Here is a 16,039-nt window from a genome sequence, read left to right as displayed (position 1 = left end):
TGGTAAAAAAAATATTAGACTCAACACAAAGCATATTGATTTATAGAGAAATTAAATTAGCTGAATTATTCACCTTTTGACTTAACCACCCATACCAATCTTCCAACCCTTCCCCAGTAGTAGCAGAAACTTGGAAAATTTGGATTTTGGGATTTACCTGTTTTGCATATTCAATACAGCGTTGAACATCAAAATTGATATAAGGTAATAAATCAATTTTTGTCAAAATCATGATTTCACTATTGCGGAAAATATGAGGATATTTAATAGGTTTATCTTCCCCTTCTGTCACCGATAAAATTACCACCTTAGCGGCTTCTCCTAAATCAAATAAAGCCGGACAAACCAAATTTCCGACATTTTCAATCATCACCACAGAATTTAACGGTGGATTTAGTTCTTGCAAACCCCTTTCTATCATTGATGCGTCTAAATGACAGCCTGTACCCGTGTTGATTTGCACAACTTTACAACCAGTTGCTTTAATCTTTTCCGCATCATTAGTAGTTTCTTGATCACCTTCAATGACGCTAATGGTTAATTTATCTTTTAAATCATTAATAGTCCGAGTTAATAATGTGGTTTTTCCCGCACCTGGAGAACTCATTAAATTCAAAGCCAGAATATTTCGACCTTTAAACCAGCCGCGATTTTGGGCAGCTAATAAGTTGTTTTTACCTAAAATTTCTTGTTCTAAAGATATGGTTGTATTATGGATTTGAGCATGAATTTGGGGTGCTTCTTCATGATGATGAGAATGGGTTATTACAGTTCCATCTGCTAAAGTATGGGTATGATGATCTGCATTTTCCATATTTGTAATTGTCGTTTGATTATCGTCAGAACAACCGCAGGTTACACACATAATTCCTCTACTTCAATTTCTTTGATTTTTAATTCTTCACCAGCTATGATATCTAATTGCACACTACCACATTGACAAATTCCAAAAGGTTTATCTATCAAAAATATTGTCCTACATTGACGACATTTAGCCATTCCGGGTATTTCTAAAATTTCTAATCTTGCCCCTTCGACTATTGTATCTTGGGAACAAATATCAAAACAGAATTTAATCGCATCTGGCATAATAGCTGATAATTGACCAATTTCTAATAATACTCTTTGGACTTTTTTGTTTTGGGCGTTTTCGCTAACTATAGCGATGATGTTTTGGGTGATTCCTAATTCGTGCATATACTTTTTTTAAACGAACCACTCCAGGCACAGAGGACACAGAGAAAAGAAGTGAATTTGTAGGTTGGGTTAAGCGATAGCGCAACCCAACAAAACCGCAAAAATGTTGGAAGCGTTGGGTTTATTTTGTCAACTCAACCTACGTAATTTATAGATTCTAACAAATTCTTGGAAGTTGGTCGCCGACTAGCATATCTATGATTCTTTCTGCACCAAAGGCGGTTTTTAAGAGGACTATTCCTGGTGGTGTGGGAATAATTTCACCTATGATAGATGCTTGTTTTCCTGTGGGGTGGTTTTGCATTGTTGCTAAAATTAAATCGGCTTTTTCTGGAGGTGCAACTATGACTAATTTTCCTTCGTTGGCTAAATACAAGGGTTCTAAACCTAAGATTTCACATACTCCATTTACCTCTTCTCTGATAGGAATTGCTTTTTCATTAATGCGTATTCCTACGTTTGCTGTGTGGGCAAATTCGTTTAATACTGTGGCTAAACCTCCTCTGGTTGCGTCTCTCATGGCGTGAATTTGCGGGCAAACTTTGATAATTTCGGCGACTAATTCATGCAGTGGTTGACAGTCGCTTTCTATATCTGTTTCTAATGCTAATTCTCCTCTGGCAATTAATATTGCTGTGCCATGATTGCCTATTTCTCCATTAATAATTACTACGTCTCCTGGTTGAATATGGCGGGGAGAAATATCAATGTTTGGAGGAATTATGCCAATTCCGGTAGTATTAATAAATAATTTATCGGCACAACCACGATTAACAACTTTGGTGTCTCCTGTAACTATTTGCACTCCGGCTTTTTGGGCTGCTTTTTGCATACTGGCAACTACACGCCGTAATGTTTCTACTGGTAAACCTTCTTCTAAAATGACGCTACAGGTAAGATATAAAGGTTTTGCACCACTCACAGCTAAATCATTAATTGTGCCATTTATGGCTAATTCTCCTATGTCTGAACCAGGAAAAAATAAGGGGTCTACTACATAGGAATCTGTGGTAAATGCTAATCTGTTTCCATATTGGGAAAGATTGGCTAAATCAAATGTGGCTTGGTCTTCTAATTGGGAAAGAATGGGATTATCAAAACTTTTCACAAAGATATCGGCGATTAAATCTCTCATGGCTTTACCACCGCTACCATGGGATAAGTTAATATGAGTATCTCTTACCTTTCCTTGACGACGACGGATTTGTTCAATTTTTTGGAAAAGGGGATTTTGATGAGAGTTGATTGTCATTTTAAAATTGTTTTGTAATTATAATGTTTTCTTGTGGGACAGGCAAGATGCCTGTCATTATTAATTAATTACCTACCCGTTTCTTCATGTCTACCATTATGTTTATCGTAATGTAAAACGCCACCAACTGCCCAATCTTCCCGTTCAAATTCATCAATATGAATAGTTATCCATTCGGGTTTTGTTCCTAAGGCAGAAACTAAAGCGTCAGTTACAGCTTTAACTAATTTTCGCTTTTTTTCTATGGAGTGACCTTTACCAATTTGGACAGTTACAAAAGGCATATAATTTTCCTCAAATTGTGCAATTTAGACTGATATAGGTTCGGTTGATACACCTGATTTATCTCTTTTTGCCAGAGTTGAAAGTCGCCCATATTTGTAATATGCTGCACAAGCACCTTCGGAGGAAACCATACAAGTTCCTATGGGTGTTTCTGGTGTGCAAGCTGTTCCAAATACTTTACATTGCCAAGGTTTTAAAACTCCTTTGAGAATTTCTCCACATTGACAAGCTTTATGATCTGCTACTTTTAAATTAGGAATTGTAAATTTAGCTTCTGCATCAAATTGGGCGTATTCTTCGCGGATTTTAAAACCGGAATTGGGGATTTCTCCTAAACCTCGCCATGCAAATTTTTCACGGACTGCAAATACTTTATTTATGGCTGTTAAGGCGTTTTGATTTCCTCTAGGTTCTACTAAGCGATTATATTGATTTTCAACTTGGCAACGATTTTCTACTATTTGTTTTAATAACATCCAAATTGATTGGAAGATGTCTAATGGTTCAAAGCCAGAAATAACGATGGGTTTATGATATTTTTGGGCAATAAATTCATAAGGTTCTGTGCCTATGACCATACTTACATGACCAGGACCAACAAAACCATCAAGTTGTAAATCGGGATTTTCTAATAATGCTTCTAATGCGGGAATTACTAATACATGATTAGAAAACATACTAAAGTTAGTGATATTTTCTGCGGCTGCTTGGAGAATGGTAAATGCGGTGCTGGGGGCGGTGGTTTCAAAGCCTAAACCAAAGAAGATGATTTCTTTATGGGGGTTTTCTTTGGCTATTGTCAGGCTATCTAAGGGTGAATAAACCATGCGAATATCTGCACCTTGGGCTTTGGCTTGTAATAAGCTGGTTTTTGCACCGGGTACGCGCATTGCGTCGCCAAATGTGGTAAATATGATGTTGGGTAGTTGACAGAGTGCGATCGCATCATCTATTCTCCCTTTAGGCATTACGCAAACTGGACAACCAGGACCATGAATTAATTCAATATTATCTGGTAATATTTCTTCGATTCCATATTTAAAAATAGCATGAGTATGTCCTCCACATACTTCCATTATTTTTAAATGTCTGTCTATTTTTTGGCTGAGTTTTTTGATTTCTTTTTGTAAGGCTTGGGCTTTTTCTGGGTTACGAAATTCATCTACATATTTCATAATTTTTGTTTCGCGCAAAGGCGCAAAGGTGCAAAGACGCAAAGGAATAAAGGAGATTTTAAGGATAAAATTGGGCTATTTCTTGTAATAATTTTAATGTTTCTGCTGCTTCTTGTTCGTTGATTCTGTTCATGGCAAAACCGACGTGGACTAATACCCAATCTCCTATACAAGTTTCTGGGGGGTGTTGTTCGTCAACTATACAGGCTATGTTTATTTGGCGTTTGACTCCTCCAATATTAACTATGGCTAGTTTATGTTCTGGGTTGGTTATTTCTGTGATTTGTCCGGGTATTCCTAAGCACATTTTAGTTTTCCTTTTTTAATATTTATTTCACGCAGAGGTGCAGAGACAACAGAGGTTTTTATGTTATTTCTTTTAAGTATTTAGCGGCTGCAATTACGGCTTGTCCTAGTGATAATCCGCCATCATTTGTGGGTACTATACTATGAGTTAATACATTAAGTTCTAATTTTTCTAGTCGCATTTTTACCTGTTGTAATAGAATTTGGTTCTGAAATACGCCTCCTGTTAATGCTACTTGATTAAATTGATGTTCTTGTCTAAGTTGTTGAACCATTGTTACAATAGCAATAGCTAAACTTTTATGAAATCCCGCAGCTATTATTGATGATGAGATGTGCTGTTTAATATCATTAAGAATTTCTCGCCATGTTGGGGATGTATCTATATAATAAATACTATCTAATTTTTCAAATTTAAAGGAATAATTTAGACTTTCTTTATCATTGTTTAAAATATTGATATCAGTTATTGCTTCCATTTCTATGGCTGCTTGTCCTTCATAACTGCATTGTTCTCGACAAATACCTATGGCGGCTGCAACTGCATCAAATAATCTTCCTACTGATGATATTACGGGTGAATTAATACCTTTTTCTATGATTTGATTGAGTAGTCTAGGGTTTTTATGTTCTAAGAATTTGATTATTTCTAAATCACTATATTTTTCTTTAAGTTCTTCCCAGGTGAAAGCATTAATTAATTGAGAGTATGTATTTCTCCAAGGTTGATAAATTGCCTGTTTTCCTCCTATCATGGGCATAGGTTTAAATGTGGCTAAACGTTGAAAATTTTGATAGTCTGCTAAGAGAAATTCTCCTCCCCACAGTGTACCGTCTTCACCATAACCTAAACCATCAAATGCTATTCCTAATACTGGTTTTGTATCTAAAAAAATTTGATTTTCTGCCATACAAGCGGCTATATGAGCGTGATGATGTTGAATTTCTGCTAATTTAATTTTGTTACCTGTTGCTAGTTCTTTGCCAAGTTTAGATGATAGATATTCTGGATGTTTATCAATAGCAATTATTTCTGGTTTATGGGAAAATAAATTGAGATATAAATTCAATATTTCTTGATAAGCATTAAAAGCAGCCGCATTTTCTAAATCTCCTAAATGTTGTGATAAAATCGCCTCATCTTCTCTTAATAAACAAAAGGTATTTTTTAACTCGCTACCCATGGCTAAAATTGGCGGTATTTTCTCAAATCCAGGTGGTAATTTAATCGGTGCTGGTGCATATCCCCTAGCACGTCTAAGGGTTTGTATTTGATTATCAATAACTCTAACTATGGAATCATCTACTCTATTAATAATATCTCGATTATGTAAAAGAAAATAATCAGCTATTTTTGATAATTTATCTTTTGCATCTTCATTATCTCTACATTGTGGTTCATCAGAAATATTCCCACTAGTTAAAACTATGGGTACTTTCATTCTTCTGAGAATTAAATGATGTAACGGCGTATAAGGTAGCATGAAACCCAGGGTATTTTGTCCTGGGGCTAGGTCAGATGCTAATTTACTATTATCTTTAATATTTAATAAAACAATAGGTGCAGCAGGACTTGTTAATAATTCTTTTTCCAACTCATTAATATAGCAATATTCAGAAATAATATTAATATCCCTTGCCATTAAAGCCAAAGGTTTATGATAACGCTGTTTACGATTTCTGAGTTTTAAAACTGCATTTTCTAAAGTGGCATCACAAGCTAAATGAAAACCGCCTAAACCTTTAATAGCAACAATTTCACCCTTTTGTAATAAAGTACAAACAGCATCCACATCATCTAACATAGAAAACATATCAGAGATAACAGGTTTACCGTCAGCCCTTTCTAACCATGCACGCGGTCCACATTCAAAACAAGCCACAGGTTGGGCATGAAAACGACGATTTTCGACATCTTGATATTCCTTTTCACATTCCTTACACATTGAAAAATTCACCATGCTAGTGTTATTTCTATCGTAAGGAATAGCCCGAATAATACTCAACCTTGGACCACAATGAGTACAATTAGTAAAAGGATAACGAAAATAACGACTAAAAGGATCAAAAATCTCCCTTTGACATTGGGGACAAGTTGCAGCGTCAGGAGAAATTTCCGTTTTCACCACACTATTAACACTGCGAGAAATTACAAAATCATTAAAATCAAACTCCCCCAAATATGGACTTCTAATCACCTCATTAATTCTTGCCAAAGGAGGGCATTCTTGATATAATTGATTCACAAACTCCGCTATTTCCTCCTCACTCCCAGAAACACGAATTAACACCCCTTCACCATCATTACAAACATCACCTTTCAAACCAAAAACCTTCGCCAAACGATACACAGTAGGACGAAAACCCACCCCTTGCACAATACCACAAACCCGAATTTCTTCTATTCTCATCTTTGCGTCTTTGCTCCTTTGTATCTTTGCGCGAAATAATTAAAACTTCCAAATCAAAACGCGATTATTCCCAGAATCAGCAACTACCGCATTCTCACCACAAACCTTAATTCCATAACACCAATTTAAACTTTGTCGTGTTGGTAGTCCAAAATTCCGATTTTCACTTTTATTTGTAAAGTTATCTTGTCCCATCACACCATCAGCATTAGCACCCTGCAATAATAAAATAGATGCTCGTTTTTTCCATCCTAGCAAACGGGAATTAGCTGTATCAGCAACTATTAACCAATCCCCTGCAATATCTACCCCATAAGGCATACTTAAACTACTGGCACTAGGGAAATAAACACCTTGATTCAATTCCACAAAATTGAAGTTTTTTTGTCCTAAAACCACTGCACAAGGGGCATTATTTGCTGTGGGAATTCCTTCCCAAATCATAACCCGATTATTACCTGCATCTGTGACAACTAAATTATCTTCCCAAAGGGTGATATCATGACACCAACGCATACTAGCAGCAGTGGGAGAACCACCCCCATTTTCATTGCGTGATATCATATCTGGTTGTCCCAAAACTATATCCGCAGGTTGTCCATTTTCTGTGGGTAATTGATTCCAAATTAATAAGCGACGATTGCCAGTATCAGCTACAAATAACTTACCTTGATGATAGAAAATACCATAAGGCCAATGTAAAGTATTTGCCGCAGGTTGTTGATTTCCTCGGTTATGTAAATTATCAATAAAGTTAGATTGTCCTAATACTAAATCTGCGGGAATATGACTATCTGTAGGGATATTATACCAGATGAGAATGCGATGATTCCAAGCGTCTGCAACGGCTAAACCATGACCACATTTGCAAATACCTGTAGGGACACTAAATGTAGATTTTCCTGGTGTTCTTTTAGCGTTTTGTCCTTCATGAAAAAAGTCAGGTTGTCCTATTATCCAGTCAGCAGGTTGATGATCTTTTGTGGGTAAATTTCGCCACCCTAATAAACGATGATGTCCTGTATCTGCTACCCATAATGGTCCCGTTGGTGATAATAAACAAGCTGCACGGGGTCCAAACATTGTTGTGGGAGTAGGTGCAATAGGTATTGCTATTTGTTCTGGTGTAATATTGTTTCCTAATATTATTTTTGCACCATGAGGGGAGAGGGGTAAATGGGGGATATTTTGGGTTTGCAATGTAGATAGGGAATTAATATTTACGCTATTTACTCCAATACGGTTTAGTTAATAAAATTGTAGGTTGGTTTAAGCGATAGCGCAACCCAACAAAGTTTGGAAAATGTTGGGTTTCCTTGCGTGAAACTCATCTACTTAGATTATTGGAAAACCTGGAATAATTCTATCAATTTCCTGCATTTTTCGTAAAGTTTCTGTTAAAGCAATAACAATTGTTTGATACTGGTTATAGAAAAGCTTGCCTCAGCATGAATTATGATATAATTGTATTACTTGATAGAGTTGAGATTACTTTGTTAAATTATGTTGATAAAATAAATACTATGCCAGCTAAAGACATCTATCACAATACTGTAAAAAATGCACTTATCAAAGATGGTTGGAAAATTATCCATGACCCTTTACGAATTCGTTTAGCAAGAGGTAAAAATCTATTTGTTGATTTAGGTGCTGAAAGATTATTAGCAGCAGAACGAGAAACAGAAAAAATAGCTGTTGAGGTGAAAAGTTTTACTCGTCCTTCGGATATGAAAGACCTGGAAGACGCTGTTGGTCAATTTGTTTTGTATGATCATTTATTAGCACGTTATTATCCTGAATATAAGTTATTTCTGGCTGTGAGTGAAAGCACTTGTAAAACAGTTTTTGAAGAAGAAGCTGGTCAAACTTTAATTGAAGATGGTGTAATTCGTTTATTTAGTTTTGATGCTGAACAGGAGGTAATTGTCAAATGGATTCCTTAACTAATCAATATCGTCAAATCATTAAAAAAATTCTTGAAGAATATGCTGATTTTCTTGGCAATGATGAACAAGTTAAAGTTGAATTGGTGTTAGATGAGAAAAATGATCGTTATTTATTAGTAGAAACTGGTTGGAAAAATGGTTATCGGATATATGGAACTTTATTACATCTTGATTTAATTGATGGTAAGGTTTGGATTCAACATGATGGTACTGAGGAGGGGGTTGCTAATGATTTGGTTGCTGGGGGAATACCAAAAGGACATATTATTTTAGGGTTTAAAGCGCCTGAAGTACGGAAATATACGGAATTTGCGGTTTTTTAGGTAAAATTTTGTTAATTACAGGTTAGATTAATCGCGTACTTGTATAATATAAGGAACGTACTATCAAGTTTTTGGAGATTATTCATGCAGTGGCAACCAATAGAAAATTTACCATCAAATTGGGAAAATTTAGCAAGTTCTGAATTACCACCTTTAGTCACTGTTTGGAATGAACAAGCAGAACGACTGCGTTCTTCTGGAGAATTCAAAACCTTTATGGAAAGGTTATGTCGAGAGATTGCTATTGAAACTGGAATTATTGAAGGACTATATACCCTAGACAGAGGAATCACCCGTGTATTAATTGAACAAGGAATTAATGAGGCTCTTATTGCTCATAATCCTAATAATCTTGGTAATCCCCCAATTAAGCAAATTGTATCTCTTATCCAAGATCAAGAAGCAGCGATCGAAGGATTATTTGATTTTGTTGGTGGAGAGAGAAGCTTATCTACTTCCTACATCAAAGAGTTACATCAAGTTCTCACCCAGAATCAAGACACTACAGAAGCAAAAACACCAACAGGACAAATTATTCGTGTTACTCTGAACAGAGGTGACTGGAAGAAGCAACCTAATAATCCAGAAAGAAAAGATGGCTCTATAGATGAATATTGCCCTCCAGAACAGGTTACTTCTGAAATGGATAATTTGATTCAATGGCATCATCAACATAGAATAGAACAAATTCCCCCTGAAGTGGAAGCAGCATGGTTACATCATCGCTTCACGCAAATTCATCCATTTCAAGATGGTAATGGTCGTGTGGCTCGCTGTCTTGCTAGTTTAGTTTTTCTGCAAGCTAGATGGTTTCCTTTGGTTGTTACAGGTGACGAGAGAGCAGCTTATATTGGAGCTTTAGAGCAAGCAGATCAAGGTGATTTATCAAACTTGATTAACTTGTTTGCTAAAAGTCAAAAACAGGCATTTATTCGTAGTCTTGGTTTATCTGAACAAATTTTGTCCGAAACACGCCGCGCTCAGGCTGTTATTGCTTCCATAGCTAACAAAATTAAGCAAAATCAATCAGCTACTATTCCAGAGCGTCGTCAAAAAGTTGAAAGTTTTGCGACAAATCTGTTTAAAATTGCATCGGCTCGTTTACAAGATATCGCTACCGAAATTAAGTTATCTGTTCAAAATCTAGTAAGTGATGCTGATAGTTTTGTAGTTGCGGCTGCGGCTAGTGATAAAAAATCATATTATCATCGCTTTCAAGTTGTGGACACAGCTAAACAATTAGGTTACTTTGCTAATCTTCGTCCCTATCACAGTTGGATACAATTGGTGATCAATGTAGAATCATCAACAACAATTCTACTTTCTTTTCATGCAGTAGGATACGAGTATCTCGGATTACTTGCTTGTTCTGCTTGTGCATATCATAGAGATAATACTGGAGAAGGTGAACGAAATATTAGTGGAAATATTAGTGTTAGTGGAAATATTAGTGATATCCAAGCGTTAACAGATTCTCTATTTCAGTTTTCTTATGCTGATGAAGAGAGTAACCTGACAGAACGTTTTAAGAAGTGGTTGGAAGATGTAATTGTCAATGGTTTAGAGTATTGGAATAAGAGTGTTTAATAAAAGAGTAGGAGCGATACCTTACTAATCATTTGTTTTCCTGCTTCCTCTAGGAATATAATTACTTGGTTTCTAAGTAGGTAGGCGGGAAAACCATCTAAAAAATCATCAGATTACACACCTTCTGGACAGACTTCATTTTCTCTCATTTTACCAAAGTGATAAAATAATTAAATTTATCTAAATAAATATAATTTTAACTGTTAAATAGTAAATATGGGAAATCCCCAATATTCCAGAACAAATGGGATTAATTACCTATTATGCAAATTGATACAAATAGCTTTTCATGGTTTGATGTAGCAGATGATGTCAAAGAATTATTAATATTAGCTGCACAGACTTGGGAAAATACAGAAGAATCTACAAAATATATGCAGCAAGCGTTAGCTAAAACAGGAGATAACACAGATGTTTTAGTTGCAGCTTATAGATATTTTTACTACAAAAATAATTATGTCTTAGCACTGACAACAGCAGAGAAAATAACCGCTAAAATAAAAAAAGCGGAAAGTCTACCTGATAATTGGCAAGAACTTAAACCTATCCTAGTTAAACGTCACGAAGAATCTCAAATCAGATTGTACTTAACTGCTTATGCTGCTTCTGGTTTGGTATTAGCTAAACTAGGAAAGATAGAACAAGCGAAAGAAATCAGTACCAAAATAAAAAGTATTGATGACAAAAATGATTTTGGTGCTGGTATTCTTCTCGATATTTTAACTCGTCCACCAGAAGAAGACGATTAAATATGAAGATAGGGAAAACTCCTTACAAATGACAACTACAAGCAATCAACAAATTACGAATCATGAATAATTGGTTATCTTTCAACTCAAATTCCCAGCTAATATCGTCATTTTCTACCCAGAATACTGTGATTCTACCAGGAATGCCTACATCTCCCTTGACTCCTGTAACTAAAATGCCTCAAACATCTCCTCCTATAATTTTTTTACCTAATTCTGCACAGTCAATATTTTAAAATTTATGCAAGGTCAGGATTTATTTGTTGCTGAAAATGGAGAATATCAAGTTTGTAAATCAGCAAGATCATGGGATTTATTGCGTGATAATTATCGTCTCTATCGCTTTTTAACTGAAGTCGAAGACGTTCTCAAAAATGTCGAAGATGAATCAACACGACTACCAGAAATTAGAATGTTGGTAAGACGATTAATGATAAATTCCTATTGGGTACAAAGTCAACCTTTACAACCTGATCCAAAAACGGGAATCTCTGTTTTACTATTATATGATGAATTAGGATTTCCTTTAACTGTACAAACAGTAACATTTGCACCGGGAACAACTTCTACTATTCATAACCATGGAACATGGGGAATAGTGGCAATCTTAAAAGGTCAGGAAAAAAACACCTTTTGGCGACGGAGTTCTCATCCAGAATTTCCTGATAAAATTGAAAAAACAGGCGAAGTAAATTTATCCTCCGGTGATATTATCAGTTTTACACCTGAGACAATACATCAAGTTCAAGCCATTGGTAAAGAACCAACAGTAACATTTAATATTTATGGAGAAACAAACCCAAAACAGAGATTTGAATTTGACGTAACTAATCACATTGCTAAAAAATTTTAAAGGTAGTGGCAAAAAAGGAAATAACAGATTATGCTGATAAATATTATAGAAAATAAGATCCCCGACTTCTTTTTAGATATTGTTAATAAATGAATAATTAATCTTAGAAGTCGGGGATCTAAGTGTTAGCTATCAATCAAAATAATCATCTTCTCTCTGCGTTTATCTGCGTTAATCTGCGGTTAATTATTTCCTATCCAAACATCCAACTATAACCTTATAGGAGAAACAGCAATGGCCAGAGTAATTTTCTATGAAAAACCAGGCTGTAAAGGTGGTACAAAGCAAAAAGTTTTGCTAACAGCAGCAGGTCATGAAGTAGTAGTATATAACCTATTAACAGAACCTTGGACAGTGGAAAAATTGCGGTCATTTTTTGGCGATCGCCCTGTCATAGAATGGTTCAATAAAGCTGCGCCTAGTGTAAAATCAGGAGAGGTGAATCCCGAAAACATCACCGCTGAAAATGCCTTGGTCATGATGCTGAGAGATCCCTTATTAATCCGTCGTCCCTTGATCCAAGTAGGGGATAAAAGAGAAGTAGGCTTTGATGTCGAGAAAATTGACGCATGGATAGGCTTGAAAGCCGCAGATGAGTCTTTAAAACCAATGAGTGAAAACCTCATGCAGCAAGACCTCCAGGGCTGCTCTCATGGAAAAGATCACGACCACCATCATGGTAAAGGTGGTTGTAAAAATCACTGACAAGGACATGAGGTATTAAAAAATCTCTACCCGCTTCTTTCTTAGTTCTCAAAGTTATTCAGAGAAAAAAGGCGGGTAAAAACAATAATTTATCGGTGTTGCTGATTAAGGGTATGAATTTTAGTCTCACGCCAAGGCGCAAAGGCGCAAAGGTAAGATAAAGGTTAAATTTGGGAATTTCATACCTCAATTCAATATGGCTACGCCACGCAGGCTATCAGCAACGCCATTTATCTATAATCCTGTCTTTGAATGTTCCGTAATCTCGCTGCATCACGCATACCATAATCAGTGCGAGTAAAGCGATTTAGCTGCATTTCAAAAAATTCCCGATTTGCTTGTAAATGCTGGGGATTTTCATCATCTAAAGGATACAACAGGGCAGTTCTTAAAGCTTGAATTACCGCCGATGTGACATTATACATCGAACGTTGAAAAGTAATCCCCAATTGAATCAAAATATCCTCTTCTCCTCGACAATGTTCTTGGTAATAATCAACAAGATATTGAGGCAAAAAGTGCAGCATATCTTGCATTAATAATGTTGGCGGAATTCCGGCTGTACCCACAGGAAAAACATCAGCGTAAAGAATCCCATAATGGAAGTCTTTTTGATCTTCTGGAACTTGTCCTGCTTGGGCATTATAAGACTTTGTCCCTCTAAATGGTGCTGTGCGATAAAAAACAGCTTCTACATAGGGTAATGCGGCTTCATATAGCCAAGTAAAACCTTTAGATTTGGGGATGATTTCATAACATTCACCATCAATATAAACATGATGATAAATCGGACGACCTGCAATAGCAAATATACCATTTATGAGAAAATTCATGGCATCAGGTACACTTTTGAAACCACCTTCATCATAAATATCTGACATTTCAAAAAATACTGGTGCCATGACTTCCCAAAAAAGTCCTAAATTAGAATAATAGGACATCATCCGGCACTGTTCCAAAAACATATCAGGAAACAGTTTATAAAGTCCCGACATGAGGGGGTTTTTCCGAAAATAAGCTTTAATGGCTTTATCAGCATTAGCTTTATATTCTTCGGAATCTAAATAGGCATCAAATTGATTAACAGGTGCATACATTTTGCGATGCCAAAACATAGCCTGCATACAGGCTTCCGCAAATTCCATGTTAATTCTGTCATGGAATAAATGATGGAAAATTTTCGGCATTTTGGTAGTTTCACCCTTTTGCATAAATGCCAAAAGTTCTGGGTGTGCAGTGGCTATACCTCGCCAAATTCTTAAATCAGCATCATCCCCGGCATAGTGATTATGTAAGTCTAGATATTCTTGGGGTAGGAAATATTTAAAAGCTGGCAAAGGATCTAAAAATACTCTTTCGGCAATATAAAGTAAGTCTCGCCAATAGAAATCCATTGGTACAGCATAAGCTTTATAAATACCGATAATTTGCATTAAGTTTTCTGGGGTATCTGGTAACATTGAACCGCCAGCTTCTAAACGATGAATAATTTCTGCAAATTCGTGTTTTGAAGGTGGGATTTTTGTATTTGGTTTAGCTGGAGTTTGTACCATAATATTTTTGTTTTGGTTAATAAAATTTTTTTGATTGCGGAACAGTTTTCTTCTCGTTCCCATACTCTGTGTGGGAATGAATTCTAGAAGGCTCTGCCTTCAATAATATTAGAATTAGAGGCAGAGCCTCTGTGATAGCATTCCCAGTCGGAGACTGGGAACGAGATAACTACTTCAAGGCAATTACGGTTTTTTCGATAGTGGGAACTGCCGCTACCATAGCGGTAGTTGTGGTTTCACTCCAACGCACTAACCAGGTGGGTTGTACTCCCAAAAAGATAATTAAGAATGCCAAAATTAGCGCGGGAACTTTTTCATTCCATAATACTCTGGGATAGTAGGCTAGGTTATTTTGCAGTTTGCCAAAACAGGTACGGTTGAGAAGAATAAGAAAATAAACTGCGGTTAAACCAGATGCTACTACACATAAAATTGTGGAAATGGGAAAGCTGGAAAAACTGCCTTGAAAGGAAATAAATTCCGCAATGAAACCTGTTAAACCGGGAATACCAGCACTAGCCATGCCACTTAAAACCAGCAAGGCACTAATTAATGGTAAACCGCGAATAGGACTCATTAAACCACTAAGTTTATCTAATTCTCTTGTCCCAACTTTGGTTTCAATAACTCCGACTAAATGGAAGAGAATAGCGAGAATAATTCCATGACTAAACATTTGGGCGACTGCACCAACTAATGCTAAAGGCGTGGCGGCTGCTGCTGCTAGTAAAATATAGCCCATGTGGCCGATAGAACTATATGCTACCATGCGTTTTATGTCTGTTTGGGCGATCGCTACAACTGCCCCATAAATCGCGCTAATTGCCCCCCAAATTGCTAAAGTTGGGGCGATAATCTGCCAAGTTTGAGGAAACATTCCCAAGCCAAATCGTAATAGTCCATAAGTTCCCAGTTTTGCTAAGACTCCACCTAGCAAAATAGCGATAGGTGCAGAAGCTTCAACGTAAGCATCAGGTAGCCAAGTATGGAAAGGAATTAAAGGAATCTTAATGCCAAAACCTAAAACTATTCCTGCTAATAATACTAATTGCATTCCCGCAGAAATGTTTTGAGTCGCCACAGCATCAAAGGCAAAACTATGAGAACCTGTTAACCATACCATGCCTAAAAATGTGGCTAAAATTAAAGCCCCAGAAATGGCTGTATAAATCAGGAATTTCATGCCCGCATAGGCTCGTTTTTCTCCTCCCCAAATGGAGATTAGTAAATAAAAGGGAATTAATTCCAATTCATAAAATAGGAAGAACAAAAGCAAATTTTCTGATAAGAAAGCACCAGCAACGCCACCACTAACAAACAAAATCAGGGAATAAAATAACCGAGGACGTTCTGTATCTTTGCTGCTGCTGTAAATAGCAATCCAAGTGAGGAAGCTATTTAATACCAACATTAATATTGATAATCCATCAACTCCTAACTGATAATTTAAACCTAATGTTTCATTCCAAGGTAGATATTCTGTAAACTGCATCCCTGGATTGCTGATATCAAATTTTAACAAAATGAAAATATTCCACAGCAAAACTAAACCTGTGACGATTAAAGATACTAACCGAATCTGACTTGCAGGAACATTTTTTGCTGGATAAAAACCGATGATTATAGCGGCTATAATTGGTAGCCAAATTAAAACACTCAACATATTTATTAATTGGTAATTGGTAATTGGTAATTGG

At 36.2% G+C, this 16,039-nt stretch carries 16 protein-coding genes; 6 read left to right on the top strand and 10 right to left on the bottom strand.

Going from position 1 to position 16,039, the window contains the following annotated elements; genetic code table 11:
* Nucleotides 1-40 precede the first annotated feature (40 nt).
* The 8 genes from hypB to FJR06_RS04955 form a co-directional block, all read right to left on the bottom strand.
* A complete protein-coding gene (gene hypB / locus FJR06_RS04990) occupies nucleotides 41-865 on the bottom strand; it encodes a hydrogenase nickel incorporation protein HypB (protein ID WP_168650984.1) in 825 nt (274 codons plus the stop codon).
* The gene (hypA, locus tag FJR06_RS04985; protein ID WP_015079396.1) at nucleotides 856-1,197 is read right to left on the bottom strand and encodes a hydrogenase maturation nickel metallochaperone HypA; all 342 of its coding nucleotides are present in this window, start codon (nucleotides 1,195-1,197) and stop codon (nucleotides 856-858) included. The genes hypB and hypA overlap by 10 nt, the downstream gene beginning before the upstream one ends.
* 157 nt (nucleotides 1,198-1,354) lie before the next feature.
* Entirely contained in the window at nucleotides 1,355-2,449 is a 1,095-nt protein-coding gene (gene hypE, locus FJR06_RS04980; RefSeq protein WP_015079397.1) for a hydrogenase expression/formation protein HypE, read from the bottom strand.
* 68 nt (nucleotides 2,450-2,517) lie between these two features.
* On the bottom strand, nucleotides 2,518-2,733 hold the full coding sequence (locus FJR06_RS04975) for a 4-oxalocrotonate tautomerase family protein (protein WP_015079398.1): 216 nt from the start codon (nucleotides 2,731-2,733) through the stop codon (nucleotides 2,518-2,520).
* 24 nt (nucleotides 2,734-2,757) lie between these two features.
* The gene (hypD, locus tag FJR06_RS04970; RefSeq protein WP_015079399.1) at nucleotides 2,758-3,909 is read right to left on the bottom strand and encodes a hydrogenase formation protein HypD; all 1,152 of its coding nucleotides are present in this window, start codon (nucleotides 3,907-3,909) and stop codon (nucleotides 2,758-2,760) included.
* Nucleotides 3,910-3,967: 58 nt separating this feature from the next.
* Nucleotides 3,968-4,216, bottom strand: coding sequence for a HypC/HybG/HupF family hydrogenase formation chaperone (locus FJR06_RS04965; protein ID WP_015079400.1), 249 nt, complete (start codon nucleotides 4,214-4,216; stop codon nucleotides 3,968-3,970).
* A gap of 58 nt (nucleotides 4,217-4,274) precedes the next feature.
* Complete coding sequence (hypF, locus tag FJR06_RS04960; protein WP_168650982.1) at nucleotides 4,275-6,626, bottom strand: carbamoyltransferase HypF; 2,352 nt, start codon at nucleotides 6,624-6,626, stop codon at nucleotides 4,275-4,277.
* 39 nt (nucleotides 6,627-6,665) lie between these two features.
* On the bottom strand, nucleotides 6,666-7,826 hold the full coding sequence (locus tag FJR06_RS04955) for a hypothetical protein (RefSeq protein ID WP_168650980.1): 1,161 nt from the start codon (nucleotides 7,824-7,826) through the stop codon (nucleotides 6,666-6,668).
* A gap of 323 nt (nucleotides 7,827-8,149) precedes the next feature.
* Here FJR06_RS04955 and FJR06_RS04950 point away from each other — a divergent pair, with 323 nt between their 5' ends.
* From FJR06_RS04950 to FJR06_RS04925, 6 genes are all read left to right on the top strand, one after another.
* The gene (locus FJR06_RS04950) at nucleotides 8,150-8,569 is read left to right on the top strand and encodes a XisH family protein (RefSeq protein ID WP_041458292.1); all 420 of its coding nucleotides are present in this window, start codon (nucleotides 8,150-8,152) and stop codon (nucleotides 8,567-8,569) included.
* Entirely contained in the window at nucleotides 8,557-8,895 is a 339-nt protein-coding gene (locus FJR06_RS04945; RefSeq protein ID WP_015079404.1) for a XisI protein, read from the top strand. Before FJR06_RS04950 ends, FJR06_RS04945 begins: the two co-directional genes overlap by 13 nt.
* An 84-nt stretch (nucleotides 8,896-8,979) precedes the next feature.
* On the top strand, nucleotides 8,980-10,482 hold the full coding sequence (locus tag FJR06_RS04940; RefSeq protein ID WP_168650979.1) for a Fic family protein: 1,503 nt from the start codon (nucleotides 8,980-8,982) through the stop codon (nucleotides 10,480-10,482).
* Nucleotides 10,483-10,745: 263 nt separating this feature from the next.
* Nucleotides 10,746-11,231, top strand: a complete 486-nt coding sequence (locus FJR06_RS04935; protein WP_168650977.1) for a hypothetical protein — start codon at nucleotides 10,746-10,748, stop codon at nucleotides 11,229-11,231.
* A 241-nt stretch (nucleotides 11,232-11,472) separates the two neighbouring features.
* A complete protein-coding gene (locus tag FJR06_RS04930; protein ID WP_015079412.1) occupies nucleotides 11,473-12,084 on the top strand; it encodes a cupin domain-containing protein in 612 nt (203 codons plus the stop codon).
* A 234-nt stretch (nucleotides 12,085-12,318) separates the two neighbouring features.
* Nucleotides 12,319-12,789 carry an ArsC/Spx/MgsR family protein gene (locus tag FJR06_RS04925; protein ID WP_015079413.1) on the top strand — a complete coding sequence of 157 codons (471 nt, stop codon included), beginning with the start codon at nucleotides 12,319-12,321 and terminating at the stop codon, nucleotides 12,787-12,789.
* A 230-nt stretch (nucleotides 12,790-13,019) separates the two neighbouring features.
* Here the strand turns inward: FJR06_RS04925 and FJR06_RS04920 are convergent, their stop codons facing one another.
* Both FJR06_RS04920 and FJR06_RS04915 read right to left on the bottom strand, forming a co-directional pair.
* Nucleotides 13,020-14,342 carry a CO2 hydration protein gene (locus FJR06_RS04920; RefSeq protein ID WP_015079414.1) on the bottom strand — a complete coding sequence of 441 codons (1,323 nt, stop codon included), beginning with the start codon at nucleotides 14,340-14,342 and terminating at the stop codon, nucleotides 13,020-13,022.
* Nucleotides 14,343-14,511: 169 nt separating this feature from the next.
* The gene (locus tag FJR06_RS04915) at nucleotides 14,512-16,005 is read right to left on the bottom strand and encodes an NADH-quinone oxidoreductase subunit M (RefSeq protein ID WP_015079415.1); all 1,494 of its coding nucleotides are present in this window, start codon (nucleotides 16,003-16,005) and stop codon (nucleotides 14,512-14,514) included.
* Nucleotides 16,006-16,039: the final 34 nt, after the last annotated feature.

This window comes from Dolichospermum sp. UHCC 0352 (assembly GCF_009711925.1).
GTDB classification, from domain to species: Bacteria; Cyanobacteriota; Cyanobacteriia; order Cyanobacteriales; family Nostocaceae; genus Dolichospermum; species Dolichospermum lemmermannii.
The sequence above is the reverse complement of the archived record's forward strand: the minus strand, read 5'-3'. Positions and strand labels throughout refer to the sequence as shown.

Bases quoted from the DNA above. Each gene is read 5' to 3' on its own strand.
- hypB (WP_168650984.1), bottom strand. From the start codon at position 865: ATGTGTGTAACCTGCGGTTGTTCTGACGATAATCAAACGACAATTACA.
- hypA (WP_015079396.1), bottom strand. From the start codon at position 1,197: ATGCACGAATTAGGAATCACCCAAAACATCATCGCTATAGTTAGCGAA.
- hypE (WP_015079397.1), bottom strand. From the start codon at position 2,449: ATGACAATCAACTCTCATCAAAATCCCCTTTTCCAAAAAATTGAACAA.
- FJR06_RS04975 (WP_015079398.1), bottom strand. From the start codon at position 2,733: ATGCCTTTTGTAACTGTCCAAATTGGTAAAGGTCACTCCATAGAAAAA.
- hypD (WP_015079399.1), bottom strand. From the start codon at position 3,909: ATGAAATATGTAGATGAATTTCGTAACCCAGAAAAAGCCCAAGCCTTA.
- FJR06_RS04965 (WP_015079400.1), bottom strand. From the start codon at position 4,216: ATGTGCTTAGGAATACCCGGACAAATCACAGAAATAACCAACCCAGAA.
- hypF (WP_168650982.1), bottom strand. From the start codon at position 6,626: ATGAGAATAGAAGAAATTCGGGTTTGTGGTATTGTGCAAGGGGTGGGT.
- FJR06_RS04950 (WP_041458292.1), top strand. From the start codon at position 8,150: ATGCCAGCTAAAGACATCTATCACAATACTGTAAAAAATGCACTTATC.
- FJR06_RS04945 (WP_015079404.1), top strand. From the start codon at position 8,557: ATGGATTCCTTAACTAATCAATATCGTCAAATCATTAAAAAAATTCTT.
- FJR06_RS04940 (WP_168650979.1), top strand. From the start codon at position 8,980: ATGCAGTGGCAACCAATAGAAAATTTACCATCAAATTGGGAAAATTTA.
- FJR06_RS04935 (WP_168650977.1), top strand. From the start codon at position 10,746: ATGCAAATTGATACAAATAGCTTTTCATGGTTTGATGTAGCAGATGAT.
- FJR06_RS04930 (WP_015079412.1), top strand. From the start codon at position 11,473: ATGCAAGGTCAGGATTTATTTGTTGCTGAAAATGGAGAATATCAAGTT.
- FJR06_RS04925 (WP_015079413.1), top strand. From the start codon at position 12,319: ATGGCCAGAGTAATTTTCTATGAAAAACCAGGCTGTAAAGGTGGTACA.
- FJR06_RS04920 (WP_015079414.1), bottom strand. From the start codon at position 14,342: ATGGTACAAACTCCAGCTAAACCAAATACAAAAATCCCACCTTCAAAA.
- FJR06_RS04915 (WP_015079415.1), bottom strand. From the start codon at position 16,005: ATGTTGAGTGTTTTAATTTGGCTACCAATTATAGCCGCTATAATCATC.